The sequence below is a fragment of the Acinetobacter sp. 22512 genome, assembly GCF_052044755.1.
Taxonomy (GTDB): Bacteria; Pseudomonadota; Gammaproteobacteria; order Pseudomonadales; family Moraxellaceae; genus Acinetobacter; species Acinetobacter pittii.
In genome coordinates, this window is sequence record NZ_JBQENP010000007.1 from 107,249 (window position 1) to 132,980 (window position 25,732).

A 25,732-nucleotide genomic window follows, 5' to 3' on the forward strand; every position below is an offset into this window, starting at 1 on the left:
TTTGTACTCCCTGCTGTCCTAGGCCTGATTCATCAGAATCACAGCACCAGTCACTAACAAGTTGACCAACGCCAATGGCAAACAAATTTTCCAACCAAAGTTCATGACTTGGTCATAACGCGGACGCATTAAAGAACCACGTGCCAATACAAACATCATTACAAAGAATGCTGTTTTAATCACAAACCAGAATACTGGTGGAACAAATGGAATTTCTAAATTGAATGGCGTTAACCAGCCACCAAAGAATAAAGTCACGATCAATGCAGAGATCAGTACTACGTTGACATATTCAGCAACGAAGAACATACCCCATTTCATACCGCCATATTCAACATGGTAACCTTCTGCCAATTCTTGCTCTGCTTCTGGTTGGTCAAATGGATGACGGTGAGTTACCGCAACACCAGCAACTACGAAAATCAAGAAACCTAAGAATTGTGGAATGACAAACCAAACATCACGTTGTGCTTCAACAATTTCACGAAGGTTAAATGAGCCTGCAATTGCAACCACACCCATCAATGAAATACCCAAGAACACTTCATAAGAAATGGTTTGAGCTGCTGAACGTAAACCACCAAGCAATGAGTATTTGTTATTTGAAGCCCAGCCACCAAATAAAACCGCATAGACTGCAATACCAGCCATTGCCATGAAGAACAACAAACCGATACTCATGTCGGCAACACCCAGTGAAGGACTCACTGGGATTACCATGAACGAAAGAACCGCTGTTGCCATTGCAACAGCTGGTGCTAAACGGAATGTAAGTTTGTCAGCAAACTTTGGTGTCCAGTCTTCTTTGAACATGATCTTGAGCATGTCGGCAACGATCTGGAACATACCACCAGGACCAACACGGTTTGGACCATAACGGTCTTGCCACCAAGCAAGTAAACGACGCTCAATAAAAGACATCAACGCTGCAACTAAAACCACAACAAGCAAAATTACAACTGCTTGAACGACAGCATAAGCAATCGGCCAGTTCTCAGCCCAAAGTGGCGTTTGACGTATAATTTCTTGATTCATGAATTACACTCCTAAAGCCACTGAAACAGGCTCAGCTAGTGACACCATTGGTGCTAAACCAACTGGGTAACCAATATAACCTGTAGGTAAATATTCAATTACTTGTACAGGCAAGCTTACAGTTGTTTCACCTGCTTTTACTGTAATGCGTTGACCTTCTTGAAGGTTCAAACGAGTTGCATCTTGTTCGCCCACTGCAAACACAGCTTCAGGAATACGAGTTTCCATTGCAGGTGTTTTAATCGTGAATTCGCCAGAACCAAAAATATGGTGCATTGGAACTAAGCGGAAACTTTCAGGATTTGCAACTACTGGCACTGGAGCAACGTAGCTACGTGCAGGACGTTTTGCCAAGCGATCGAATAAACGAACACCAGAATCACCACCTTTTAAGTGACCACCAACTTCATCTTGGTATTTATTCCAAGATTGTGGAGAGTTCCAACCCGGAGCCCATGCAAATGGTACTAATGATGACGCTTTTTGCGGACCAACATAACCTTCCATTGAGAATGTTAATGCTGAATCTGGATCGGTAGGTTGTTTAGGCTCATGAACCGATAACGGCGCACGCATTGCTGTACGACCTGAATAACGACGTGGTTCACGCGCGATTTTCAAGCCATGTACACGGTAACCTGCATCAGGCGCAACATCTTGGATAGCTTCAAGTACTGGTACATTTTTCACGATGCTTTCAATTACATCGTCAAGCAATGTCCAATCTACAGCCTTACCTTTAATGCCAGTTTCAATGGCATGTAACCAACGCCATGATTCTTTAATTGCATATTCAGGTTTGTAGTAACTTGGATCGTAAACTTGATAGAAACGCTGTGCACGACCTTCTTGACTTACAACAGTACCATCACCCTCTGCAAAGCTTGCTGCTGAAAGAACGATATCAGCCTGTTTCACAGTTTCAGTTTCACTGTGATCAAGCACGATTACTGTTTCAGCTTTATCTAATGCAGCTTTTACTTGAGCAGCTGGTAAGCGACGGAACAAATCATTTTCAACAATAACAAGTGTGTCGTAGTCTTGAGCAAATGCTTGTTCAAGGCTTAAACCACCGAACAATGCCAAGCCCATAGAGTTCACTTCAGGAACTACAAGACTTAAACCAGCTTTAGAACCTAAGTTCTGAGTTAACTGTGCAGCAGCTTCCATAATAGAAGCATCTTGCAAGCTTGTACCCGCAATAATTAATGGTTTGTTTGCTGCTTTTAGAGTGTCGGCAATGGTTTGAGCAAATGCTTTTGCATCTTCATCTAAACCACCTACAACTTCACCATTTACTGCCGCAGCAACTGCAAAGCCTAAACGTGCGATGTCATTTGGAGAAGCAACCACTTCACCAGTTGCAATGTCAGCAAGACGAGTTTGAGTTGCAGCTAAAATGTAAACCGGAGATTTTGCTTCTTGGCCAATACGTTGTACAGGCTCAGCTAACCAATCTGGTGTACGTGTTTTTGCAGCCATTTCACGCGCTTTGTTTTTCGCAGCTTGGCGAACAGACAATGCCATACGAGGTGCAGTTTGAGTTAGGTCTTCACCTAAGATCAGAACAGCATCATAGCTTTCAATTTCACGCATATTCGGGTTGTAGATACCCTCGGTTTGCATGATAGATGCAGCAAGTTCAACAAGCTTTTGCTCTTTTTGTGCCATACCAGTTGAATAATTTGCCTGACCTACAAGCTCACGTAATGCATAGTTCGATTCCAAACTTGCGCGAGGAGAACCAATACCCAAAACTTTTTTGCCTTGAAGCTTAGCAATCGCTTGATCTAGAGCTTGGTCGACAGAAACAGTTGCAACAGTTTCACCATTACGGAACTGAGGCTGACGTGGACGGTCTGCACGGTTTACATAACCTGTGCCAAAACGACCTTTGTCACAAAGGAAGTATTGGTTAACCGAACCATTAAAACGGTTTTCTACACGACGGATTTCACCATAACGTTCACCCGGAGAAATGTTACAACCAGAAGAACAGCCTTGACACACGCTTGGTGCATACTGCATGTCCCACTTACGGTTATAACGCTCTGAATGAGTCTTATCAGTAAATACACCTGTTGGACATACTTCAGTCAAGTTACCAGAGAATTCAGACTCTAAAGTACCTGATTCCGGACGACCAAAGTAAACACGAGATGCATTGGCATATACGCCAAAGTCTGTACCGCCCGCATAGTCTTTGTAGTAACGAACACAACGGTAACAAGCAATACAGCGGTTCATCTCATGCGCAATGAATGAGCCGAGTTCTTGGTTGTAATGCGTACGTTTTGTAAAACGGTAGCGACGACGGTCATGACCCGTCATTACAGTCATATCTTGTAAATGACAGTGACCACCCTCTTCACAGACTGGACAGTCGTGCGGGTGGTTGGTCATCAAAAATTCAACAATAGATGCACGGAAATCCGTTGCTTCTTTGTCTTCAATTGAGATATAGGTATTGTCAGATGCTGGTGTCATGCAAGACATGACTAAACGACCACGCGTATCTTCTGGATTCGCATATTGCGTAACAGCACATTGACGGCAAGAACCAACCGAACCTAAGGATGGATGCCAACAAAAATATGGGATGTCGATGCCCAGACTCAAACATGCTTGTAGCAAGTTTTCCGAGCCGTTGACTTCATACGATTTTCCATCGACATGAATTGTAGCCATAGTCGAATTCCTTAAGCTTGTTCTACGTTGCTGGTTTGCACGACAGGACGATTCGTCACTTTCGCTTCAAACTCACCACGGAAATGTTTGAGTGCGCCCATAAGCGGCTCCATCGCACCTGGTGCGTGGGCACAGAAAGTTTTACCAATCCATAATTTACGAGTTAGTTCTTGTAAATGGTCGATATCTTCTTTCTTGCCTTCACCTGCTTCAAGTGCTTTAAGCGCTTTAACAGCCCATGGCAAACCATCACGACATGGTGTACAGAAACCACATGATTCACGCGCAAAGAACTCTTCTAAGTTACGAGTGAGCGATACCATACATTGAGTTTCGTCTACCACCATTAACAAACATGTTCCCAAACGAGAACCTGCTTTCATAATCGTGTCTGCATCCATTGGTAAATCAATGGTATCTGCTGGTAAAAAGTCAGTTGAAGCACCACCTGGCAACCATGCTTTGAGCTTTAAGCCCTCACGCATACCACCTGCATGATCTTCAATTACTTCACGTGCAGTTGTACCAAACGGCAATTCCCAAAGACCCGGGAATTTAACTTTACCCGATGCACCATAAATTTTAGTGCCTGGATCTTTTGATTTACCCGCTGACAAGCCGATATACCACTCTGGTCCACGAAGCATGATTGCTGGCAAGTTGTTATAAGTTTCAACGTTGTTCACAATCGTCGGACGGCCCCATGCTCCTGCAACTTGCGGGAATGGTGGCTTAGTACGTGGGTTAGCACGACGGCCTTCAAGCGAGTTAATCAATGCAGTTTCTTCACCACAGATATAACGCCCTGCACCCGTATGTACATGCAGATCAAAATTCCAGCCAGAACCTAAGATATTTTCGCCTAAATAACCTTTAGCACGAATCTGTTCTAACGCTTCATTTAGATATTGAGCAGCCTCGATGTATTCACCGCGGATAAAGATATAACCTTGAGTTGCTTCTAAGGTATAACCCGCAATTAACATCCCTTCGATCAATTGATGTGGAAGTTTTTCCATCAACAAACGGTCTTTAAAGGTACCCGGTTCCATTTCGTCGGCATTACAGATCAAGTAACGTGGACCACCATCATTTGGTGCCATCAATGACCATTTAATACCCGCAGGGAAACCCGCACCACCACGACCTTTTACAGTTGCAGCTTTAATGACATCTAACACTTCAGCAGGTTTCATGCCTAAAGCTTTTTTAAAGCCAGCATAGCCTTCAAGTGCTTCGTAATCATCAGCACTACGTACCGCTTCTTGTTTGCTTAAACGCCAAGTGAGCGGATGAGTTTCCGGATTACCGTCGCCATAAATTGGTTTTGGTTCAGTATTCATACATACTTCTCCAATAACTGTTTAATTGATGTCACTTCGACTAAACCGTGAGTATCTTCATCAATCATTAAAGTTGGGCCTTTGTCGCAGTTGCCTAGGCAGCAAATTGGAAGCAATGTAAAACGACCATCTGGTGTCGTTTGACCATACTGAATTCCTAATTCACGCTGGAATGCTTCAGCAAGAGTTTCTGCACCCATTAAGAAGCAAGCAATTGAGTCGCAAAGCAAAATTACGTGACGACCTACCGGATGGCGATAGATACGGTTGTAAAATGTTGCAACACCTTCCAAATCAGCAACACTCATCGACAACAACTGTGCGATGGCATTCATTTGAGCGTCATCTACCCAACCATTACGGCGCTGTACACACTTCAATGCATCCAAAGAGGCTGCACGAGGGTATGGATAGTGACCAATGTGATGTTCGATTTCGTGAATTTCTTCCGCAGTCAAAATCCCTTCGACATTCACACGTGGTTTTTTATCAGTCAAAATCATCATTATGTGTTACCTCTTAGCGATCCACGTCAGCCATAACCACGTCAATGGTCGCCAGATAAATGATTAAGTCAGATACTAAACTTCCGTTAATCACTGAAGGCATTTGCTGTAAGTGAGTAAACGTCGGTGTACGAATACGAGTACGATAACTCATGGTCGCTTTATCTGAAGTCAAGTAGTAAGTACTTGCACCTTTAACCACTTCAGTCATAAATGATGACTCGCCCGCTGGCATGACAGGACCCCATGAAACGCTCAAGAAGTGCGTAATCAAGGTTTCAATATCTTGTAATGTCTTATCTTTCGGTGGTGGAACAGCCAATGGATGATCCGCTTTATATGGACCAGAAGGCATGTTATCCAAGCACTGTTGAATAATTTTTAGCGACTCGGTAATTTCACGGAAGTGAACAAGCACACGTGCGTATGCATCGCCTTCATACTCAACCGGCACATCAAAATCGAAGTTTTCATAGCCGCTGTATGGACGATATTTACGAACGTCAAAATCGATACCTGTTGCACGTAAACCAGTACCAGTTACACCCCATGCGAGTGCAGATTTGGCATCGTATTGTGCAACATTACGCGTACGACCAATAAACACAGAGTTTTTCAATGCCGCTGTGTAGTATTCGTTTAAGCGTTTAGGCATCCACTCTAGCAATTCTTTAACAAGCTTTTGCCAGTTGTTTGGAAGATCGTGTGCTGTACCACCAATACGGAACCATGCTGGATGCATACGGTAACCCGTGATTGCTTCAACAATGTCGTAAACTTTTTGACGGTCTGCGAACATATAGAATACTGGTGTCATACCACCAGCATCCTGAATTGCCGTACCACAGAATAACAAGTGGTTATTAATACGGAACAATTCGTTCAACATGACACGAATCACTTGCGCACGTTCAGGAACTTTAATACCTGCCATTTGCTCAACAGCCATTACATACGGCATGTTTTGAGCACAACCACCTAAGTAGTCAACACGGTCAGTATAAGGAATGAAAGAATGCCATGTTTGACGTTCAGCCATCTTTTCCACACCACGGTGGTGATAACCGATATCAGGTACACAGTCCTTCACTTCTTCGCCATCTAACTGCAATACAACACGGAACGCACCATGTGCAGATGGATGGTTAGGACCCAAGTTCAAGAACATGAAGTCTTCATCAGCGTTACCACGCTTAAGGCCCCAGTCTTCTGGTACAAAACGTAAGTGCTCTTGTTCAAAGTCTTGTTTCGCTTTGTCTTGCATGTACGGCGTATATTCTGTCGCACGTGCTGAATATTCTTTACGAAGCGGATGACCTTCCCAATAGGTTGGCAACAAAATACGACGGAGCATTGGATGCCCTTCGAAATTGATACCGAACATATCGTAAGCTTCACGTTCATACCAGTTGGCATTTGGCCAGATATTTGTCGCTGTTGGAATGTTTAGATCATTTTCGTTCAAGGCAACCTTGATACGAATGTCACTATTACGCTCAAGCGATAATAAATGATAGAACACAGTGAAGTCAGATGCTGGTAAACCATCACGATGAACACGTAAACGTTCATCCATCGCAGATAAGTCAAATAGCATTACATACGGACGTTCCACTTTACGTAGGAACATAAGGACTTCTTGCACGCGTGCGCGCTCAACCCAGACTGTTGGAAACTCTTCAAAAGTCGCCTGCACGTAAAAGTTCTCACCAAATTTGGTTTTGAGCTCTTCTACGATTGCAAATGCTGGGCGTGAATCAACTGCTGTTGACTCTGGCATAGCAATGTCAGTTTCAGCCATTGGCTTGGCTTCCTATTTAATACAAATTCTGTCAATTGTCTCGATGAACATATCAGTTAGATATGTCAAAACACCGTCAAAAAATTATTTAATCTCATCCATAGAGCGTAAGTTTTTAACGGCAATACGCTCTGCATTCTTACGGTCACGTTCTGGCATCATCTTTGGCTTATATACTGGCTGAAGATCATCACCGATCACGGCAGAAAGCGGGCGTCGCTCTAATTGAATCTGGTCTTGTAAAAGCATTAAAGCTTGAATTAATGCTTCAGGACGAGGCGGACAACCTGGGACGTACACGTCAACAGGAATAATTTTGTCTACACCTTGTACTACTGAATAGATGTCGTACATACCTCCAGAGTTTGCACAAGCACCCATCGAGATGACCCATTTAGGCTCTAACATCTGTTCATACAGACGCTGAATAACTGGTGCCATTTTTACGAAACAGGTACCTGCAACAATCATCAAGTCAGCCTGACGAGGTGAAGCACGGATAACCTCTGCACCGAAACGTGACAAGTCATGCACACCTGTTAAGGTCGTTGCATATTCGACGTAACAACATGAGGTACCAAAGTTAAATGGCCACAAAGAGTTTTTACGTCCCCAGTTTACTGCTGTATGCAAGACATCCTCTAAACGAGTCATGAATACGTTTTTATTCACTTCCTCTTCAAGCGGATCCGTCACAATTTGACGTTCTTGCAATGGGTATTGATCAGCATCCGGATTCGCGCGGGTCAGAGTATATTTCATCCCGACTTACTCCTTTTCAGATGACAATGCAGGTGTAGTTTTTGACTTAACACGACCTGATGATTGAGCTGGAATCTGGCCTGTAGGGTCAGTTACGAGCTCTTCAATAGAATTAAAGCGTGTAATTTCAGCAATGTTCATTGTTGGTGAACCGATTTTAACCGCTTCACCTGCTGATTTACGGCGATCTGCTGGTGACCAACTTAAAGCACCTACAGAGAAGGCATAAACAAGCGCAATCAATAAATCAACGACAAAGATCACTACAGTGGTATATCCCAACCAACCTACTTCACGCACAGAAGTAGACCATGCATAGAGGTAAAGCGCCTCTAAGTCGAAGACAACAAAGAAAATTGCAACTAAATAGAACTTTGCAGACAGGCGAATGCGAGCGCCACCAGCACTCACGACACCTGATTCAAACTGCTCTTGCTTAGCACGTCCCCACGATTTTCCCCCGAGGAGTAAGGGAACTGTGAGCATAAAGACGCAAAGAAATGTAACGCCGATCACGAAGGCGATAATCGCCCAGTCGTATGGAGTAATGGCACTCATGCGGGGATAACTCCTGGCAGGCCTATTATTTAACAAAGAATGTATGTATTGGCCTTCAAATACACCAAACACAAAATTAATCCCGCCAATTGTACCTGATTTCTAATTTCCCATGCTAGTTGAAGCGTCTTAGTCTTTCGGATGATTTTCTAGACAAAACTATTCTTCTATGTGTTGTAAGGGGGGTTTCACAGCACATAATCGGTTTAACTAATAGTTTCTTTATTTATGATGATTTTTTTCATTTTTTAATTTTAGAATATTTACACAGTTGAAGCGCTTATTAACTTTTTATAACTTACTTTTTTATAATATTAGTTTGTTTTTTATTGTATTCAGCTTCTCCTCTGAATTATGATGAATGTTTAATCATACATAATATTTTATTACTCTTGGATAAGAGTATTTATCATTAAGGGCAGCTGATGCCATACTCACTTCGTGAATTTTCATTTCTCTCCTTTTTAAAATTTTTTCTCCTATTTAGCTTCATTATTGCGACATGTTGTTTCATTGGCATTGCATCTCGCCCTTTAAGTTTTCTTGCATTCTTTTGGCCTGCCAATTCGGTTTTGCTCGGATTGCTTATTCGTTTTCCAATCACACGCCGACCAAGCGCATTTTTCGGTGCCTATATAGGATATGTGATTGCTGACTTATTTCAGGGCACTCCATTTGCTCTCACACTTGTTTTAACAACATCAAACTTTCTTTATGTTGTTACTACGTTTGCGCTCTATATGTTTTTTAATCAACATATTAAGGCGGCCTATCGCGGTTATTCTTACCTTTTTTTATTTGGATTATGCGGAATAGGTAGCGTAGTAGGTGCATTGTTTGCAGCAACTTTCGTGCCTATGTTTAATACCAAATTTATGATTGGTGGCTTGCTGGATGAGTTTGGTTACTGGTTTACTTCAGAACTGCAAAATGCCTTGCTTCTTTTACCTATCATATTGAACATCCCTCAATATAGTCAGGTTAAACATTACTTTTCAAGAAATCGTGGCCTACAACCAACCGACCTTTTACCTTTTGGCGCTGTGCTTATTTCGATTGCTGCTAGCTATTATGACTCTGGTCCGGGTTCGCTGCTCTACCCGATTGCTGCCCTGATCTGGTGTGCCATTCGCTACAAACCTATTGTTGTTGCACTCATTACTAGCTTTACCAGTGCTTATATTATTTATCATGTCTCTGGACATTACCTTTTGCTCTATCCAAACGAATATTTCAGCAATACGATCTCAATCCGAATTGGGTTAATTATGATGACGATTGCCCCACTTACGGTTTCTAGTATTAGTGTTTTGCATTCAGAGTTAATTCAAAAGCTTCAACATGCCATTGCACATGATGAACTAACGTCAAGTCTGACTCGACGCCAGTTTTTACAGTCGGTCAGATTACTTCAAGAAAAAGTACAAAAAGAAAATAAGACCTCAGCTTTTTTCATGCTTGATGTCGACCACTTTAAGCAAGTTAACGACAACTATGGTCATCAAATCGGTGATCGGGCGCTACAAACTTGTGTCACCACGATTCAAAATATTTTACATCCTCATGATTTATTAGGTCGCTTTGGAGGTGAAGAGTTTGCCATTTTTATTGCAGATACCACCAAGGAAAGTGCATTTGAACTGGCTGAACAAATTCGAATTAAAATTAGTCAGCAACCGATTTATATTTATGGGAAATTACCAATTTTTATACAGGTGAGTATTGGGATAAGCTTATATTCCCCATCTTCCCATCGAGCGATTGAAAGTTTATTTAAAGAAGCAGATGACGCTTTATATCAAGCAAAACGCCAAGGACGTAATCGAGTGTTTATCTCTTTATAATATTTTCACTTCATCATCTAGTGTAATGAATTTTATACAATAACCTGTGTTTTGCCATGTATGCTAATAACAGATAATAAGGAGAAAAATGCATGACTCTAGAATATACGCATAAACCAAACTACTACTTGTTTGCACAATTACTAGTGCGACATATAGAAAGCTATATTCACAAACATCCAGATGCCAATAATGCAATTTTTGACTTGAGGGATGTCTATGAAATATTTAGACAGGATTTTGCGTCAACGACAACAAACCTAGAAGGTATTTTGCATATTGCAGATGAATATAAAATAGAAACGCTTAACGGAGATCAACCTCTTATTCAAAAATACCAGATTGATGCAAAAAACAATTCGTTACTGATCGATTTTAATTCCGATGCGTTAACCAGCTTAAGAAGCGGAAAACCTATTTTGGAACCAGATGCAACTCAACTATAAATAGATCAATAAAAAAGCACCTTATGAAGGTGCTTTTTTATTGGCTTTTAAAGGAGGCTGTTTAAAGCGTTTTGCTGGCCATGTCATGATAAAGCGAGCACCACCTAAGGTTGGGCTTTCATCCACTTTAATTTCACCGCCAAACCAGTAGGCAATACGGCTTACGATAGACAACCCTAAACCATAACCGCCCGACGCACGTGTACGACTATCATCTAGACGGGCAAAAGCTTCAAATACTCTTTTACGGTCTTGTTCAGGAATACCTGCACCGTCATCTTCAACACAAACAAAGGCCATACCATCGCTGTGGATACCACCAGTAATCCGAACTTTATTATCGCAATAACGAACCGCATTACCCACCAAGTTTTGAACAACACGATGTAAGTAACGACGCTCAGCATCTACTTTTACATAAAGTGGAGGAGCAACAAGTTCAATTTCTTTTTGCGTTTTTAAAGCTTCGGTTTCGACCGCAACCTGATCTAACACATCAAATAAAGTAATTTCATCAAAATCTAGCGAAGGTGTACCCTGCTCTAGTTTTGCATAAGTCATGATTTCATCAATTAAGGTATTGAGTGCTTCAATATCTTTATCAATCATATCGACCTGATGCATACGATGATTGTAATCATCTTCTTCTGCCAACATTTCTGTACCAAAGCGAATACGGGCAACAGGCGTTCTAAGCTCATGAGATACCGCTCTCATTAACTCACGCTGAGCCTCGATTAAACGCTGAATATGATCAGACATGTTGTTATAACTTGATGCCAAGTTTGCCATTTCGTCGCTTCCTTCAATAGGAACACGCAATGACAAATCACCAGACTTCATACGGTTTAATGCATAACGTACTTGGCGAATTTTACGCTCTAGTGGCAAGATCAACCCATAGACACCTAGACTCAGCAAAAATAAGCTAAATAAAGTAATCCCTGCTGAAAGCTGCAAAGGCATCCAGTTAAACATCGGCACTGGTCCAAGCACGAGAACCCGTGTAGGCTGATTCGGAATTGGAGAGACGATTGAAATAGTTGTTCCGCGTACTGTCGCACTGTCTTTGTACAACATGACACTTTGGTCTTGGCGTAAACGACCAATTTGTTCGGAGTCCAGATTAATATCTTGAATATTGTAGATATTAATTGGGTAAGAGAAATGCTTTTGAATCTTGGCAAGATATTCTTGTTCTTGCCCCGGATAAAACATTAGATAATCAAGTACAAAAATAGGGAGAGCCTTCATTTGGCGCTCAGTAATTTTGTCGACTTTTATAGATAAAAAGTGCTGAGGATCATCACGTAAGCCAATAATGATATACGCAATACTATTACTGGCATCGTAACGCACAACAGATTTTTGAGCTTCGATTCGTTTTTTCTCGGTACGAGATAACTCAACCTTGCTTGCATCAGTATAGTAAATTGGAAGTTCCAATAAATCTGACGCATCTGAAACCCAGTCTATTTTCTGTTGCTTCCCAGGCTGTCGAGCGACTCCCTCACTAATGACATAAGAAATACCATCGGTTAAAGATTCTCGGTATTCTTGTGCCCGTTGATAATTGATAATTTGTACAAGCAAATAACCAAAGACAGCAACCAAAACAACAAGAATTACCAATCCCGCATATATTCGCAGGAATATACTGTGTTTAAACACTCGACCAACCTTATAGGAAGTTTATTCAGATCTTATAACCCATTGGTTTCTTTAACGAACAAGTAACCTTTACTACGTACTGTTTTAATACGTTTTGGATTTTCAGGATCATCACCAATTTTTGGACGAATACGTGAAATACGGACGTCGATTGAACGGTCCTGACCATCGTATTCGATACCACGTAAACGTTCGAAGATATCTTCACGCGATAAGATACGACCAGCATTTGATGCAAGCAACCATAATAGGTCATATTCTGCGCTAGTGAAGTCAACAAGTTCACCATTTAACGTGACAGAACGACCGCCATTATCAATTACAAGGTCATCGAACTCGATACGTTGAGCAACTTCATCTTCTACAGTTTTATCTGTGCGACGTAATAGTGCACGGATACGCGCTAAAAGAACACGTGGTTGAACCGGTTTAGCAACATAGTCATCTGCGCCCATTTCCAAACCAAGTACCTGATCCATGTCTTCTGTACGTGCAGTCAACATCAAAATCGGTTGATGGTAATGTGGACGAACTTCACGGCAAACTGTTAAGCCATCGGCACCCGGCAACATGACATCCAAAACTACTAGATCTGGTTGTTCACTAATAATACGACGAATTGCACGGTTACCATCAGTTTCTACACCAACTTCCAAGCCGTTGCGAATTAAATATTCTTGAGTTAATCGCGCTAAGCGCTCGTCATCTTCAACGATCAGAATCTTTGGTAACTTTTCTTCTTGGCTCATATCATTGCCCCTATAAATCTCGTTTCATGCATCTTAAAAATCTTGCAGATACATTCGTTTATCATTTGCAATATACACACGTTTACATTGTAAACAAGTAGGCGTTCACCAAACTGATACATGACCATCGTATTTTGTTGCATTTTATTAGCCTTTGAATTTTCACGTGTTTTTAAGATTTATTTATTGTTATTAAATTTCATATTCTATTCATATTTCCAATGTATGAATATTAAACAAATTATTTCTCTGTTTAGTTTAAATTTATTTAAGTGTTTGTTTTTTGAGTTATCCACAAAGTTATCTATAAGCGTTTTTTAACAGCTTTGCTATGCTATCTCCCATCAAATCATACAGATAAAAAATTACTAAAAAGTCAAGATTGATCTGCTATGAAAAATCCCGTATCTTGTGTTGAAAATAAACTTTAACTACTAAGTCTTGTGTTTATCCCTCAAATATCGTGGCATGTTTTTTGCTCGGTTCAAACGGTCTATGAACATAACAAAAGTGACAATGGAGCTATGCTGGCATGAGCGTAATTACTTCGACTCCCGGTCAAATTCAGGTGATTAAGCGCACTGGAGATGTTGCTGCATTTGATGCAGAGAAAATTTCAGTTGCGATTGGTAAAGCTTTTCTTGCTGTGGAAGGTCAACAGAGTTCGGATTCTAGCCGTATTCATGACCGTATTACCCAGTTGACGGAAATGGTCTTAAATACTTTTACTCGCCGTTTACCATCGGGCGGTACGATCCATATTGAAGAAATTCAAGATCAAGTAGAACTTGCTTTAATGCGTACTGGGGAACAAAAAGTTGCCCGCGCTTATGTGATTTACCGTGAACAACGTGCTAGCGCTCGTCAGCAAACGAACTCAAACCACCACCCTACTTTACAAGTTACCGACAAAAACGGTCAGCTTCAGCCACTTGATTTAAGTGCATTGCAAGCAACTGTTTCTAAGGCAGCTGAAGGTTTGGAAGGTATTGACGTTCAAGCCATTGTCGATGAAACCGTTAAAAACTTATATAACGGCGTAAAAGAAAGTGATATTGCCACTACAATGATGATGGCAACACGTACCCGTATTGAACAAGAACCTAACTACACTTACGTGACTGCACGTTTGCTTTGTAACGAATTAGTGAGCACTGGTTTAACGTTCTTAGGCTTATCAACAGACACACCTGAAAACAATGCACTTGAAGCATTCTTGAAAAAAGGTGTTGAGCTTGATTTGCTTTCACCTGACTTGCTTGACTTCGACTTAGAAAAATTATCAGCAGCAATTCAGCCAGAACGTTCTAATCAGTTTACCTATTTAGGTTTACAGACTTTATTTGACCGTTACTTCATTCACTCAAACGGCGTTCGTTTTGAATTACCACAATTATTCTTCATGCGCGTGTCGATGGGTCTTGCACTCAATGAGCAAGATAAAGAAGAGCGTGCAATTGAGTTCTATAACTTATTGTCTAGCTTCGACTACATGGCTTCTACGCCTACGCTGTTTAACTCAGGTACATTACGTCCACAGCTTTCAAGTTGTTACTTAACAACAATTGGCGATGACCTTTATGACATTTATGGCGCAATGCGTGACAACGCGATGCTTTCTAAATGGGCTGGCGGTTTAGGTAATGACTGGACACCTGTTCGTGCCTTGAACTCTTATATTAAAGGTACTAACGGTAAGTCTCAGGGTGTTGTTCCATTCTTGAAAGTTGCGAACGATACAGCTGTTGCGGTAAACCAAGGTGGTAAGCGTAAAGGCGCTGTGTGTGCATACCTAGAAACTTGGCACTTAGACATCGAAGAGTTCCTAGAGCTTCGTAAAAACACGGGTGATGACCGTCGCCGTACTCACGACATGAACACTGCGAACTGGGTTCCAGACTTGTTTATGCAACGTGTATTTGAAGATGGTGAATGGACATTATTTACCCCTTCTGAAACTCCAGACTTGCACGACTTAACTGGTGCTGAATTTGCTGAGCGTTATGCTTACTATGAGTCTGTAGCGAAAGAAACTAACATGCTACACAAGAAAGTACGTGCTAAAGACTTATGGCGAAAAATGCTTTCTATGTTGTTTGAAACTGGTCACCCATGGATCACATTCAAAGATGTGTGTAACTTACGTTCACCACAACAACACGTTGGCGTAGTTCACTCATCTAACCTATGTACTGAAATTACCTTGAACACAAATCAAGACGAAATTGCAGTATGTAACTTAGGTTCGATCAACCTTGTACAACACGTTCAAGGTGGTGTATTAGACCGTGAAAAGTTAGCTCGCACTATTAAAACAGCAGTACGTATGCTCGATAACGTGATCGACATTAACTACTACGCTGTACCACAAGCGAAAAACTCGAACTTGAAACACCGCCCTGTGGGTATGGGTATCATGGGCTTCCAAGATGCGCTATACGAAATGGGTATTGCTTACGGTTCAGACGCTGCTGTTGATTTTGCTGATGAATCAATGGAAGTAATTAGCTACTACGCAATTGAAACATCAAGCAACTTGGCTGTTGAACGTGGTGCTTACTCAACATTCAAAGGTTCATTGTGGGATCAAGGTATCCTTCCAATCGACTCTTTAGAAATTGTTGCGAAATCTCGTCCAGAGCGCATGTTCGAAGTTGACCGTACTCAACGTTTAGACTGGGACACTTTACGTGCCAAAGTTCAAAAAGACGGTATGCGTAACTCAAACGTGATGGCGATTGCTCCAACTGCAACCATCTCTAACATTTGTGGTGTTTCTCAGTCTATTGAGCCAACATTCCAAAACTTATATGTGAAATCTAACTTGTCTGGTGAGTTCACTGTTATTAACCCATACCTTGTTCGTGCATTAAAAGAACGCGGTCTTTGGGACACAGTAATGGTTAACGACCTTAAACACTTTGAAGGTTCAGTACAAAAAATTGCTCGTATTCCTGAAGAATTAAAAGCAATCTTTGCTACTGCGTTTGAAGTAGATACACGTTGGATCGTTGATGCTGCATCACGCCGTCAAAAATGGATTGATCAAGCTCAGTCGCTTAACCTTTACATCTCTGGTGCAAATGGTAAGAAACTTGACATCACTTACAAGATGGCATGGTTACGTGGTCTTAAGACGACTTATTACCTCCGAGCTTTAGGTGCAACTTCTGCTGAAAAATCTACAATTAACACAGGTGCTTTAAACGCAGTTAAACCTGCGACTGTTGAAGCAGCAGCTGTTGCTGCCCCTGTTGTAGAAGCGAAGAAACCAGAAGCAGCGGTTGAAGAAGAAGGCTTCACTCAAGCAGCTCCTGTACCAATGGCTTGTTCAATCGACAACCCTGATTGTGAAGCTTGCCAATAACATTCAATAAGGTTGCTCTTTTTCACTAAAGAGCAACCTTAAAAGAGGTAAAGATTATGCTTTCTCATCTCAGCCATAACTATATGCTTGGTGTTGGAGTTTTAATCTTTGCCTTTATTTTCTTTTATATGCCGATGGTTTACGCATTTATCACAATACGTAAGCAACAGCGTAAACAAAATAAGTTGTAGTGAGTAGAGACCAAAGGCCCAAAATTTGGTCATGCATCAATAAAACTTAATTTTGTTTACACATTAAAAGCGTATAGTAGGGACATCTTCGTTTAAGAGATGTCAAATATAGATATATACAACGAAGAGAGAACAAAAATGTCTATCCTTAGTTGGGACGATTTTGAAGATGATTCGCAAAAACCGACTACACCTGAACACAAGTCTGCGCCCGTCCAATCGGAAAAAGCGTCAGATTCGCAGAATGTATCTACTGCGCAGCCATCATCGCCGAGCGTGGCAGCTCCACAATCCGCTGGAACCCATTCCGTGCGACCAACAGTTGCCTCCGATACAGTGGCTAGAGCCGCTCAAGCCTTAGAACATTTAGACGTTGCCCCTGGCCTTGAAGAGCTAGAAATGGGTGCTCAACGTGTTCAAGTTGACGACAAAGCAATGATTAACTGTCGTGCCGATTTGAACCAACTTGTTCCATTTAAATATGAGTGGGCTTGGCAGAAATATCTTGACGGGTGTGCAAACCACTGGATGCCTCAAGAAGTTAACATGAACCATGACATCGCACTTTGGAAGTCTGAAAATGGCTTAACTGAAGACGAGCGTACTATTGTTATGCGTTCTTTAGGTTTCTTCTCGACTGCGGACTCTTTGGTTGCAAATAACTTGGTATTGGCGATTTACCGTCACATTACTAACCCTGAATGCCGTCAGTACATCTTGCGTCAAGCGTTTGAAGAAGCAATTCACACTCACGCTTACCAATACTGTATCGAATCTTTAGGTATGGACGAAGGCGAAGTCTTCAACATGTATCGTGAAGTTCCATCTGTTGCACGTAAAGCAGCTTGGGGCTTGAAATATACTCAATCTTTAACTGATCCTAATTTCCACACAGGCACACCTGAAAACGACCAGCGTTTACTTCGTAACCTGATCGCATTCTACTGTGTACTTGAAGGGATCTTCTTCTACTGTGGCTTTACTCAAATTTTGAGTATGGGTCGTCGTAACAAGATGAACGGTGTTGCTGAGCAGTTCCAATACATCTTGCGTGATGAATCTATGCACTTGAACTTTGGTATCGATATGATTAACCAAATCAAGATTGAGAACCCTCACCTTTGGACTGCTGAGTTCCAACAAGAAGTGGTTCAAATGATTGTTGAAGGTACGATGCTTGAAATCGAATATGCACGTGACACAATGCCACGCGGCGTATTGGGTATGAACGCAAGCATGATGGAAGAATATTTGAAATTCATCTGTAACCGCCGTTTATCTCAGTTAGGTTTACCAGAGCAATTTGCTGGTGTAACGAATCCATTTGCGTGGATGTCTGAGATGATGGACTTACGTAAAGAGAAGAACTTCTTCGAAACTCGCGTAACTGACTACCAAACTGGTGGTGCGTTAAGCTGGTAAGTTTAAGGATCTACTAAATAAAAAACCGCTATCTATAGCGGTTTTTTTATTACTCAAAATGTCATAATTTCTTAAATATAATCAATCTTTACCCGAGTACAAAACTGAGCCAACTAAAACAGCTTGACCTGCAATGCTAACTTGTAATATTGAATCTGTTTTCTCAACTGTCACTAAAACTCGCCCCGGTTTTTCTATTGCGAAGCCTTGATATCCCCAATAAGTTACTTTCTGATCACATTCGATTAAATCGTGATGAATAAGGTACGCTCCCGCTGGACCATTTGCATTACCAGTTACAGGATCTTCATTAATACCGATTGCAGGGGCGAACATTCGGCCATAGGTAATAGGTTCTTGCTTACTACCCTCCAAGACAAATGGGAAAAAACCATTGCAGCCTATTTCAGCACTAATAGCTTTCAGTTTTTCATTATTCGGAGTTAATCCATCAAGCGTACCTCTGCTCAGCATGGGCACCATCACCTTGGAATGCCCCGTCGTAACAACTTGTATTGGTAAGTCAGCAAAATCATTCATACTTACACCCAATGCGCTTGCGAGTTCAGTCCGTTGACTCTCATTAAAAGGTGATAAAAACTCTACGCGACCTTGAGTCATTTTCACCAATAACGCTTCTGGACTTCCAAATATTGAAACGGGTAAATGACCAGCCCCCGTTTTTGCGATTAATGGATAGTCTGATTGGTGGCCAGTAGTTGCACGTAAAAAATGAGTAGCGATCGTCGCATGTCCACAGATCGGGACTTCATGTGTAGGGGTAAAATATCGAACATGTATGTCATGGCTTTGATCTTTAGGTGACAAAACAAAGGCAGTTTCCGAATAGCCTGCGAATGCAGCAATATCTTGCATCTCTTGAGTCGTAAGATGGTCCGCATCTAGAACAACCCCTGCTCGATTTCCTGTATTTGGTTTGGTGGTAAACGCATCAACTACATAAATGGTCGTCATGGCAGAACTCCTCTGTTGTTAACATTGTGATCTCAGAAATAGCTCCTGCCATAACCAGAAAATCTTATTTAATTGCAACGACACATGCCTTAGCTCAAAAAGGTTTATAGTCGCCTCATATAATGAGTTTTGATTCTTTGTACTAGTTATTTGAATTGTATAAATCTAAACATCGGGGATACTATAGTTTTTATTGCAAACGCATTTTCTAAATATGGAAAGGTATGAACTGGGACGATACTAAAATTTTGTTAGCTATTGGACGAACTGGCGGGTTGAGCCGCAGTGCAAAATTGCTTGGTATTAGTGTTTCTACCGTACATCGCAGAGCTGTTGAACTAGAGAAAAGTCTCAATGCGATTCTTTTTTCTCGAGACAGTGATGGCTATACACTCACCCACGTTGGAAAACATTTTTTTGCTTTGGCTGAAAAAGCAGAAGAGCATTTAATAGCGATGGAACGTTACAACGATCAAGGGCAACAATCATTGTTCCGCATTGCTTTACCTGAGTTAATCGGGCAACAGTTACTTCAGTCAAAGCTAACAGCGTTGCAACTGAAGTATCCAGATTTACAATTAGAAATCTCAACGAGTGTCGTTCCTGTTGATTTTTCCCGACGGGAAGCTGACATTATTCTTCGACTTGTTCGACCAGAAAGCGGGCGTTACATTATTCGACGCCTTGGTCAACTAGAGTATGGACTTTATTGCAGTAAAGGTTATCTCGCCAGTTTCACAGAGCATGCTGAAACAGCTGATGATTTGCTGAATCATCGTATAATCGGTTGGGACCGAAGCCTTCAATATACGTTCTTAGCGCAATGGATGCGTGAACTCACCCAAGATGCAGCCCCTGCTTTGTCTTTTGATAACATGCACTCACAGCTACGAGCAGTCATTGAAGGACAAGGAATTACAGCCTTACCTTGTTTTGTTGCAAAGGCTTCTGGTTTAGCATCCATACTACCTGAACAAACTTTAAAACAAGATGTGTGGTTAATGCGTCATTTAGATACTAAGGATAGTGACTATTCAACGTTGATTAGCGAGACGATTGAAAAAGAACTACAAGAATATCTGTTGTGATGAATATTCGCTTTTATTCTAATTTTGAATTCGAAAAAGAGATTTTATGTTAAATAAATTATCTAAGGTTAACTTCAAATAGAACTTAACCTTGAAAAGATAATATAATAAGATTTATTAGCTATTGAAGTTTGCGAATAAATCAACCATTTCTTGAGATCCTATTTCTATATCATTATTATGTGATAAATATCTAGTATGATACTGTTTATCATATGCTTCAGGTGCTTTACCTCGTTCTGCTCTAAACATAAGTATTTCTTTTTCTTTATAAGAAAAATTAACTAAGTTTAGAAGAATAGTATTTTTAAAACTTTGAGATATTTTATCTGAATTTTCAATATAATCTTTTATAGCCTTTAAATAATTATCAAGAGACTTATATATATGTTTTGCTTCTTCTTCAACTCCAACTATAAATAAATCATTATATTCTATATAGCTTTTTGAAAAAGTATTTTGATGATTTATTGCTCCATCTTTTGTTTCAGATATTCCAACAATTACCATGCATTCTCCTTTGTTACTATTCGTCATGGCCGTTAATGTTTTTAGTATTTTATCTATCAATCCAAAATTAAGTTTATTTTGAAGTGGACTAATTGTTAATAATCCAGCTTTGTAATCATAAAATTGTTGTTCAGTTCTAGATTCATTTATAATATTTTCTAAATTTTTTATCCATCCACCAGGTTGGAATTTATCATTTTCTTTTTTAGAAAAATGATTTGAAATCAATCCTTTTGTTGCTTGTATTAATTTGGTTCTATCAGAATTCCTCCATTTTTTATCTGATCCTAAAATTGAACTGTAATGTTTTTCATATATAAGAGATAAATCATTATGTAGATTCTTATAGTTATTAATTTTTTTTCCTTCATTTATTATTAATTCATATAAACTTAAAAAAACCACTTGAAAGCTACTAGAAGACTTTATAAATTTTCCATTATAGATAGTATCTGAGAAAGAACTTCTATCATTTTTAAATATCTTATTTAGCTCATCAAATATATGATTGAAAGATTTAACTATAAAATCTTTAGTGTATTTATTTATTTCAACAGTTAATGACTTATTTTCATTTGAATCTTGTATATAAATTTTATCTAAATATGTTGCAGATGTTTCAGATGTTTTAGGTAATAATATATAGCTTAACATGTAAGCAATAAGTTCTTCATCTCTGGATTTTCTAATGTCATCTCTTAAAATTATTTTATTCTTTACCCAAAATATTGAATCTATATCAATACCATAGTTAAGACCGCTATTACCTATGCTAATAGATTTTATATTCTTTAACGTTACAATATCAGTTCTAGATGAATCTTTTCTTATATATGTTGAGATTTGATTAATAATTTCTGGAATTTGGCCCAGTGATCCAGCTTGTCTTAAATCTTGTTTAGATAATGTTCTTCCACCTGTATTAATTCTTCTAAAGGTTTCATCTATAAAATCATTGGTTTTTGAAATTGTTGTTGAAAGAGGAATTTCATAATTAAGAATTGTGGAACATTTGTCGCTGTCTAAAACAGGAGTTCGCTGTTTCACAATACCTTGAGACTTAAGTTGTTTCGTTAATGTTATTGAATCAAGATCAAAGAATTCTCCGTTTAAAGAAAACTCACATTCTAAGAAAGATGTTATAGCATTAAGTCTTTGTAACCCATCTAATATTTCTAGGCGTTCACTATCTTTTTGTTTAGATGTTAGTATCAAAGGTATTGGATACCCATTTACTAAAGAATCAATAAACTTTTCTTTTTCTTCTAAAGACCAAACTAATTTTCTTTGATATCTACGATTTACGACAATTTGTTCTTTGAGATACATGTCAAAAAGTGATTGTACGGGTTTAGGTGTAACTATTGAACTCATAGTTTTATCTTTAGATAGTAATAAAAATTGAATTTAATCATGTAATTATAAAAATTACATCCATATATATTAGTTTCCCTAAAATTAACATAATACAGCTTATACGAAATTCACTTTTATCTTATATAAATCAAAGTCTTACTTTTTAATAATTTGTCACGCTTCACGATTACTTATTGATCAACTTTCCACAATTTCATATAATCTCTCTTAGTTCTAAAGCTAATAAATAACTAATCTAAATCCTTCATATGTCGTAAGAGTTACTAAACTTTTGGATTGCTGAAAGAGAAAATGACAATTTATGTGTTACATGACAAACAGACTCAAAAAGCCGCTCTACCAGAGTGGCTTTTTTATTTTTCTACAAATAATATTTTAAAGAGAAATTATTTAAATCTATAAATTTCAAAATTCAATCGATATGTCATAAAATTTATTAAGCATGCTTCTCTAATCCTTTTTCTAAACAGTTCTTGAAAATAAGGATTTGTTAAAAAAATACCCAAAGCAACAATTAAATATACAACACACTTATTTTCGATCTGAAGTAGCTTTAAAAGCTCAGAAAAGAACTCATCCACTAAATTAAAATAAGTTAAAGTTAATAGAGAAACAAATAAATAGAAAAAATACGATAAAAATTTCTTTTAAACATAACCATTTCTCTACTAAATTATTCTAAGTACATCAAAAATATAGCATAGTTAAAAAACATTACCCACAGAGATGAAGGATCTTTAAAATTCTTCTATAACATTGGCTTATGTACGCTAGCTCAAATTCAAATAACCAAATACAGCTTTTTCAACTCGCTGCTGTAATTGATTTAAATCACCTTCCCCTGCCATGCCTGCCGCATTAATCATTCCTTTACTTAAAGCAATTATATCTTGTGCAGCTGTCTGGGCATATGAAATGCAAGAACGTATAAACAGATCGGAAATTATGGTCTCAAGCTCTTGTTGAAGTTCTCTTTCTTCAATGTCTTTACCAATGATTTCAGAAGCAAACTCTAGTGTTCGTGCCAACTGCGGACGGCTCAATTGATGTTGCACAGCGGCATGTATGACGAGTTTTAATTTTTCTTTTAAGTCTGCGGCATCATTTTGCTGTATAGCTTCAACAATATGACTTGAAAGCTTAGCTCGCTCACGTCGAATTAACTCAACGATTAAAGCATCTTTAGATGGAAAGTATTGATATAGGCTACCAATGCTTACGCCAGCAAGTTCAGCCACGGCATTTGTGTTGAATCCAGCAAACCCTAAAGACTCTAAAATGCGAGCAGCCGCCTCTAAAATAGCTTCAAATGTAGCCACTGAGCGTGCTTGACGCGGGCGTTTGCGAGGGTCTGGAAGGGTTTCTGACATGGGCCGAAATGCGAGTATTTAATGTGAGTAATCACTCATATACTGACTGAGTCATGTTGTTATGACAAGCAAATAATGTCTTTTTCAGTTGAGCTTCAACTCGGCCCAGTCATGGAGTGGTTATGTCTAGAACCTATACTTTTTTTATTCATTTAAGAGCTTTGCCTACTTGGTTGGCTTTAGCTCGTAAAAAGCGGGCTGAGTTTAGTGCAAAGAAGCTTGAACCTATTTTTGAGAAGTACCCGACCGTAAAAGTTCGCTGGTATGACGTTGAAGCGTTTAGTACTAAAGCGAGTGATATTGCTGTGTTTGAGACCACATCTCTGCAAGATTATTATTTTGTGATTGATGCGATTCGAGATTCTGAATTTTGTACAGTGCCCTACTTTGAGTTTGTAGAGATTATTCCTGCAATTGAAGATGGGTATGTGGAGTATGAAAGTTCTTTATAGAAGTTGCGAATTTTTTAAGTACAAATAATTAATTAAAAATTAATTTTTCAACAACATTGATTACCAAAACTTAATAAAACTATCTATTATAGTATTTTTATTAAGTTCATCAATACATAACAACCTACTATTATTAAAAACAGACGAATATTTTAAATTATTAAGAATAATAACTAAATTAAATAAAATTATTTAAAAAAAATTAAATATAGTAAAAATAAACGTCACAATATGTCGCCCATTTAAAAACTACTATTCAAACTCACAAACCATTACTTTAAACTAATTAACTAACAACTATTTTATTATTTTATGGAAATTTTTTCTAATTTTAATAAAATTTTAAAAACAGTAACTTTTAATTTAAGGATGTATTTATCATGCTAGATAGAAAAAATTTAGATTTGTTAAAAAAAGATATAAATTATTTTTTAAAAGATAAATCTGAAGAAGATATTCTAAATTATTTTAATGAAATAAAAAAATTTTCTTTACACTACATAATGAGCTATGAACTTGATGGTGAAATATATTTAGTTTTAGATAATAGTTTAATACAAGAAATTAAGCATAAAGATACGAAAAATAATAGAGCTATAAAAGCAGAAGCTTATATTACATTTTGTAAGTTTGTGAAATATTGGAGTGACAGGACTAGTTATCTTGCGATATCTCCTATGGCTATTTATGAGCATCTTGGAAGAAAAATACCATCAACATTATCAGAATTACATAATGCTCTTATTGAGTTAAATAATATTTTAGCTATCTCTGGTTTAGAGATTAGATATATCAGTTTTCGTGATGCTAATTCTTTATATCCAATTCTTTTAAATATAGCTCATGATGAAAAAGTATTAACTGAATATATTCAAGGAATTGATAAAATATCTTGGAAAACTGACTTAGCAGCTCCTATGGGAGTAAAAATACCAATGAGTATTGCAGCAAAATCATTACCAACGCTTCCAACTTTAAAATATTTTGATCCCTGGTATGTACATTTTGTACTATCAGGAAGAGTTGAACAATATATTATTGAACAATCAAAACACAATCCAAATGCAATGCCTATTTCAAGTGGTGAATTAACTATTCTATTTTCACAATTAAACACATTTAAGAAAAAGACTATACTACAAGGATTAGGTGATATTGATATATTCCAAATATGTGATGTATGTAGTCAATACAAAAACAAAAAAAAGCATTTTTTTATAGGTCAATCTCTAGATAAAGACTTAAGTAGAGTACTTTTTCATAGACATACTCTGCATGTTTCATCTGAAATAGTAATAGGAGGAACTCCTGATCAAGAAGAAAAAATATCAAATCTCGTAAAATTTATGTTTTCTAAACCCTTTGAAGAAAATGAAATTCGTAGACAAAGAATTCAACCAAAATTTATAAATTTCATGGAGTTTATAACTAATATATGTCAAGAGAATATTAATTAAGAGTATAAATACTATATTAGAGCAATGTGAAAACTTGCTCTAATATAGCATGATTTAAATAGTTTATTTAATGTAAAAAACTTCATCTTATAACCTTTAAAATCTCCTGTATGTCTTCAA

General features: G+C 38.6%; 21 protein-coding genes. 8 read left to right on the top strand and 13 right to left on the bottom strand.

What is annotated here, in order from left to right:
• Positions 1 to 18: 18 nt before the first annotated feature.
• From nuoH to ndhC, 7 genes are all read right to left on the bottom strand, one after another.
• Entirely contained in the window at positions 19 to 1,035 is a 1,017-nt protein-coding gene (nuoH, locus tag ACTJJG_RS09835; RefSeq protein ID WP_002120063.1) for an NADH-quinone oxidoreductase subunit NuoH, read from the bottom strand.
• Between the two features lie 3 nt (positions 1,036 to 1,038).
• Positions 1,039 to 3,723 (bottom strand): NADH-quinone oxidoreductase subunit NuoG, encoded by a 2,685-nt coding sequence (gene nuoG / locus ACTJJG_RS09840; RefSeq protein ID WP_069119172.1) that lies wholly within the window; start codon positions 3,721 to 3,723, stop codon positions 1,039 to 1,041.
• Positions 3,724 to 3,734: 11 nt separating this feature from the next.
• Positions 3,735 to 5,066 carry an NADH-quinone oxidoreductase subunit NuoF gene (gene nuoF / locus ACTJJG_RS09845; RefSeq protein ID WP_002120030.1) on the bottom strand — a complete coding sequence of 444 codons (1,332 nt, stop codon included), beginning with the start codon at positions 5,064 to 5,066 and terminating at the stop codon, positions 3,735 to 3,737.
• Positions 5,063 to 5,572 carry an NADH-quinone oxidoreductase subunit NuoE gene (gene nuoE, locus ACTJJG_RS09850; protein WP_002120040.1) on the bottom strand — a complete coding sequence of 170 codons (510 nt, stop codon included), beginning with the start codon at positions 5,570 to 5,572 and terminating at the stop codon, positions 5,063 to 5,065. The genes nuoF and nuoE overlap by 4 nt, the downstream gene beginning before the upstream one ends.
• A gap of 13 nt (positions 5,573 to 5,585) precedes the next feature.
• Entirely contained in the window at positions 5,586 to 7,373 is a 1,788-nt protein-coding gene (nuoC, locus tag ACTJJG_RS09855; protein ID WP_002120052.1) for an NADH-quinone oxidoreductase subunit C/D, read from the bottom strand.
• A gap of 84 nt (positions 7,374 to 7,457) precedes the next feature.
• Complete coding sequence (locus tag ACTJJG_RS09860) at positions 7,458 to 8,135, bottom strand: NuoB/complex I 20 kDa subunit family protein (protein WP_002120034.1); 678 nt, start codon at positions 8,133 to 8,135, stop codon at positions 7,458 to 7,460.
• 6 nt (positions 8,136 to 8,141) lie between these two features.
• The gene (gene ndhC / locus ACTJJG_RS09865) at positions 8,142 to 8,693 is read right to left on the bottom strand and encodes an NADH-quinone oxidoreductase subunit A (RefSeq protein ID WP_002120061.1); all 552 of its coding nucleotides are present in this window, start codon (positions 8,691 to 8,693) and stop codon (positions 8,142 to 8,144) included.
• A gap of 425 nt (positions 8,694 to 9,118) precedes the next feature.
• Between ndhC and ACTJJG_RS09870 the strand changes: the two genes are divergently transcribed.
• Positions 9,119 to 10,537, top strand: coding sequence for a GGDEF domain-containing protein (locus ACTJJG_RS09870; protein ID WP_017481284.1), 1,419 nt, complete (start codon positions 9,119 to 9,121; stop codon positions 10,535 to 10,537).
• A gap of 92 nt (positions 10,538 to 10,629) precedes the next feature.
• Positions 10,630 to 10,983 carry a hypothetical protein gene (locus ACTJJG_RS09875; RefSeq protein WP_002120022.1) on the top strand — a complete coding sequence of 118 codons (354 nt, stop codon included), beginning with the start codon at positions 10,630 to 10,632 and terminating at the stop codon, positions 10,981 to 10,983.
• 21 nt (positions 10,984 to 11,004) lie between these two features.
• Here ACTJJG_RS09875 and bfmS read toward each other — a convergent pair whose 3' ends face one another.
• Genes bfmS through ACTJJG_RS09890 form a run of 3 tightly spaced genes read right to left on the bottom strand, consistent with a single transcriptional unit; the run spans position 11,005 to position 13,582 of the window.
• Positions 11,005 to 12,654 carry a sensor histidine kinase BfmS gene (bfmS, locus tag ACTJJG_RS09880; protein ID WP_002120020.1) on the bottom strand — a complete coding sequence of 550 codons (1,650 nt, stop codon included), beginning with the start codon at positions 12,652 to 12,654 and terminating at the stop codon, positions 11,005 to 11,007.
• 32 nt (positions 12,655 to 12,686) lie between these two features.
• Positions 12,687 to 13,403, bottom strand: a complete 717-nt coding sequence (gene bfmR / locus ACTJJG_RS09885; protein WP_000076440.1) for a response regulator transcription factor BfmR — start codon at positions 13,401 to 13,403, stop codon at positions 12,687 to 12,689.
• Positions 13,400 to 13,582, bottom strand: coding sequence for a hypothetical protein (locus ACTJJG_RS09890; RefSeq protein WP_031944149.1), 183 nt, complete (start codon positions 13,580 to 13,582; stop codon positions 13,400 to 13,402). The genes bfmR and ACTJJG_RS09890 overlap by 4 nt, the downstream gene beginning before the upstream one ends.
• Before the next feature lie 353 nt (positions 13,583 to 13,935).
• Here ACTJJG_RS09890 and ACTJJG_RS09895 point away from each other — a divergent pair, with 353 nt between their 5' ends.
• The 3 genes from ACTJJG_RS09895 to ACTJJG_RS09905 all read left to right on the top strand — a co-directional run bounded on the left by ACTJJG_RS09895 (position 13,936) and on the right by ACTJJG_RS09905 (position 18,383).
• On the top strand, positions 13,936 to 16,770 hold the full coding sequence (locus ACTJJG_RS09895; protein WP_002120003.1) for a ribonucleoside-diphosphate reductase subunit alpha: 2,835 nt from the start codon (positions 13,936 to 13,938) through the stop codon (positions 16,768 to 16,770).
• Positions 16,771 to 16,826: 56 nt separating this feature from the next.
• Positions 16,827 to 16,961 carry a hypothetical protein gene (locus ACTJJG_RS09900; RefSeq protein WP_002120013.1) on the top strand — a complete coding sequence of 45 codons (135 nt, stop codon included), beginning with the start codon at positions 16,827 to 16,829 and terminating at the stop codon, positions 16,959 to 16,961.
• 138 nt (positions 16,962 to 17,099) lie between these two features.
• Positions 17,100 to 18,383, top strand: coding sequence for a ribonucleotide-diphosphate reductase subunit beta (locus tag ACTJJG_RS09905; RefSeq protein WP_005803276.1), 1,284 nt, complete (start codon positions 17,100 to 17,102; stop codon positions 18,381 to 18,383).
• Between the two features lie 81 nt (positions 18,384 to 18,464).
• Here the strand turns inward: ACTJJG_RS09905 and ACTJJG_RS09910 are convergent, their stop codons facing one another.
• Entirely contained in the window at positions 18,465 to 19,358 is an 894-nt protein-coding gene (locus tag ACTJJG_RS09910) for a PhzF family isomerase (RefSeq protein WP_032056927.1), read from the bottom strand.
• Between the two features lie 224 nt (positions 19,359 to 19,582).
• On the opposite strand from ACTJJG_RS09910, the gene ACTJJG_RS09915 reads away from it, so the two are divergent.
• Entirely contained in the window at positions 19,583 to 20,446 is an 864-nt protein-coding gene (locus ACTJJG_RS09915) for a LysR family transcriptional regulator (protein ID WP_069120101.1), read from the top strand.
• A 117-nt stretch (positions 20,447 to 20,563) separates the two neighbouring features.
• Here ACTJJG_RS09915 and ACTJJG_RS09920 read toward each other — a convergent pair whose 3' ends face one another.
• Together ACTJJG_RS09920 and ACTJJG_RS09925 are read right to left on the bottom strand one after the other, a co-directional pair.
• Positions 20,564 to 22,330 carry a GmrSD restriction endonuclease domain-containing protein gene (locus tag ACTJJG_RS09920; RefSeq protein WP_069120103.1) on the bottom strand — a complete coding sequence of 589 codons (1,767 nt, stop codon included), beginning with the start codon at positions 22,328 to 22,330 and terminating at the stop codon, positions 20,564 to 20,566.
• 773 nt (positions 22,331 to 23,103) lie between these two features.
• Positions 23,104 to 23,703, bottom strand: a complete 600-nt coding sequence (locus ACTJJG_RS09925) for a TetR/AcrR family transcriptional regulator (protein WP_069120105.1) — start codon at positions 23,701 to 23,703, stop codon at positions 23,104 to 23,106.
• A gap of 122 nt (positions 23,704 to 23,825) precedes the next feature.
• On the opposite strand from ACTJJG_RS09925, the gene ACTJJG_RS09930 reads away from it, so the two are divergent.
• Positions 23,826 to 24,155 carry a darcynin family protein gene (locus ACTJJG_RS09930; protein WP_069120107.1) on the top strand — a complete coding sequence of 110 codons (330 nt, stop codon included), beginning with the start codon at positions 23,826 to 23,828 and terminating at the stop codon, positions 24,153 to 24,155.
• Positions 24,156 to 24,535: 380 nt separating this feature from the next.
• Positions 24,536 to 25,612 carry a hypothetical protein gene (locus tag ACTJJG_RS09935; protein ID WP_069124161.1) on the top strand — a complete coding sequence of 359 codons (1,077 nt, stop codon included), beginning with the start codon at positions 24,536 to 24,538 and terminating at the stop codon, positions 25,610 to 25,612.
• Positions 25,613 to 25,732 lie beyond the last annotated feature (120 nt).

What these genes read in the sequence shown, in the direction of transcription:
- ACTJJG_RS09915 (WP_069120101.1), top strand. Translation starts at nt 19,583, where the DNA reads ATGAACTGGGACGATACTAAAATTTTGTTAGCTATTGGACGAACTGGC.
- ACTJJG_RS09930 (WP_069120107.1), top strand. Translation starts at nt 23,826, where the DNA reads ATGTCTAGAACCTATACTTTTTTTATTCATTTAAGAGCTTTGCCTACT.
- nuoH (WP_002120063.1), bottom strand. Translation starts at nt 1,035, where the DNA reads ATGAATCAAGAAATTATACGTCAAACGCCACTTTGGGCTGAGAACTGG.
- bfmR (WP_000076440.1), bottom strand. Translation starts at nt 13,403, where the DNA reads ATGAGCCAAGAAGAAAAGTTACCAAAGATTCTGATCGTTGAAGATGAC.
- nuoC (WP_002120052.1), bottom strand. Translation starts at nt 7,373, where the DNA reads ATGGCTGAAACTGACATTGCTATGCCAGAGTCAACAGCAGTTGATTCA.
- nuoG (WP_069119172.1), bottom strand. Translation starts at nt 3,723, where the DNA reads ATGGCTACAATTCATGTCGATGGAAAATCGTATGAAGTCAACGGCTCG.
- ACTJJG_RS09905 (WP_005803276.1), top strand. Translation starts at nt 17,100, where the DNA reads ATGTCTATCCTTAGTTGGGACGATTTTGAAGATGATTCGCAAAAACCG.
- ACTJJG_RS09900 (WP_002120013.1), top strand. Translation starts at nt 16,827, where the DNA reads ATGCTTTCTCATCTCAGCCATAACTATATGCTTGGTGTTGGAGTTTTA.
- ACTJJG_RS09870 (WP_017481284.1), top strand. Translation starts at nt 9,119, where the DNA reads ATGCCATACTCACTTCGTGAATTTTCATTTCTCTCCTTTTTAAAATTT.
- ACTJJG_RS09860 (WP_002120034.1), bottom strand. Translation starts at nt 8,135, where the DNA reads ATGAAATATACTCTGACCCGCGCGAATCCGGATGCTGATCAATACCCA.
- ACTJJG_RS09920 (WP_069120103.1), bottom strand. Translation starts at nt 22,330, where the DNA reads ATGAGTTCAATAGTTACACCTAAACCCGTACAATCACTTTTTGACATG.
- nuoE (WP_002120040.1), bottom strand. Translation starts at nt 5,572, where the DNA reads ATGATGATTTTGACTGATAAAAAACCACGTGTGAATGTCGAAGGGATT.
- ACTJJG_RS09935 (WP_069124161.1), top strand. Translation starts at nt 24,536, where the DNA reads ATGCTAGATAGAAAAAATTTAGATTTGTTAAAAAAAGATATAAATTAT.
- nuoF (WP_002120030.1), bottom strand. Translation starts at nt 5,066, where the DNA reads ATGAATACTGAACCAAAACCAATTTATGGCGACGGTAATCCGGAAACT.
- ndhC (WP_002120061.1), bottom strand. Translation starts at nt 8,693, where the DNA reads ATGAGTGCCATTACTCCATACGACTGGGCGATTATCGCCTTCGTGATC.
- ACTJJG_RS09895 (WP_002120003.1), top strand. Translation starts at nt 13,936, where the DNA reads ATGAGCGTAATTACTTCGACTCCCGGTCAAATTCAGGTGATTAAGCGC.
- ACTJJG_RS09875 (WP_002120022.1), top strand. Translation starts at nt 10,630, where the DNA reads ATGACTCTAGAATATACGCATAAACCAAACTACTACTTGTTTGCACAA.
- ACTJJG_RS09910 (WP_032056927.1), bottom strand. Translation starts at nt 19,358, where the DNA reads ATGACGACCATTTATGTAGTTGATGCGTTTACCACCAAACCAAATACA.
- ACTJJG_RS09925 (WP_069120105.1), bottom strand. Translation starts at nt 23,703, where the DNA reads ATGTCAGAAACCCTTCCAGACCCTCGCAAACGCCCGCGTCAAGCACGC.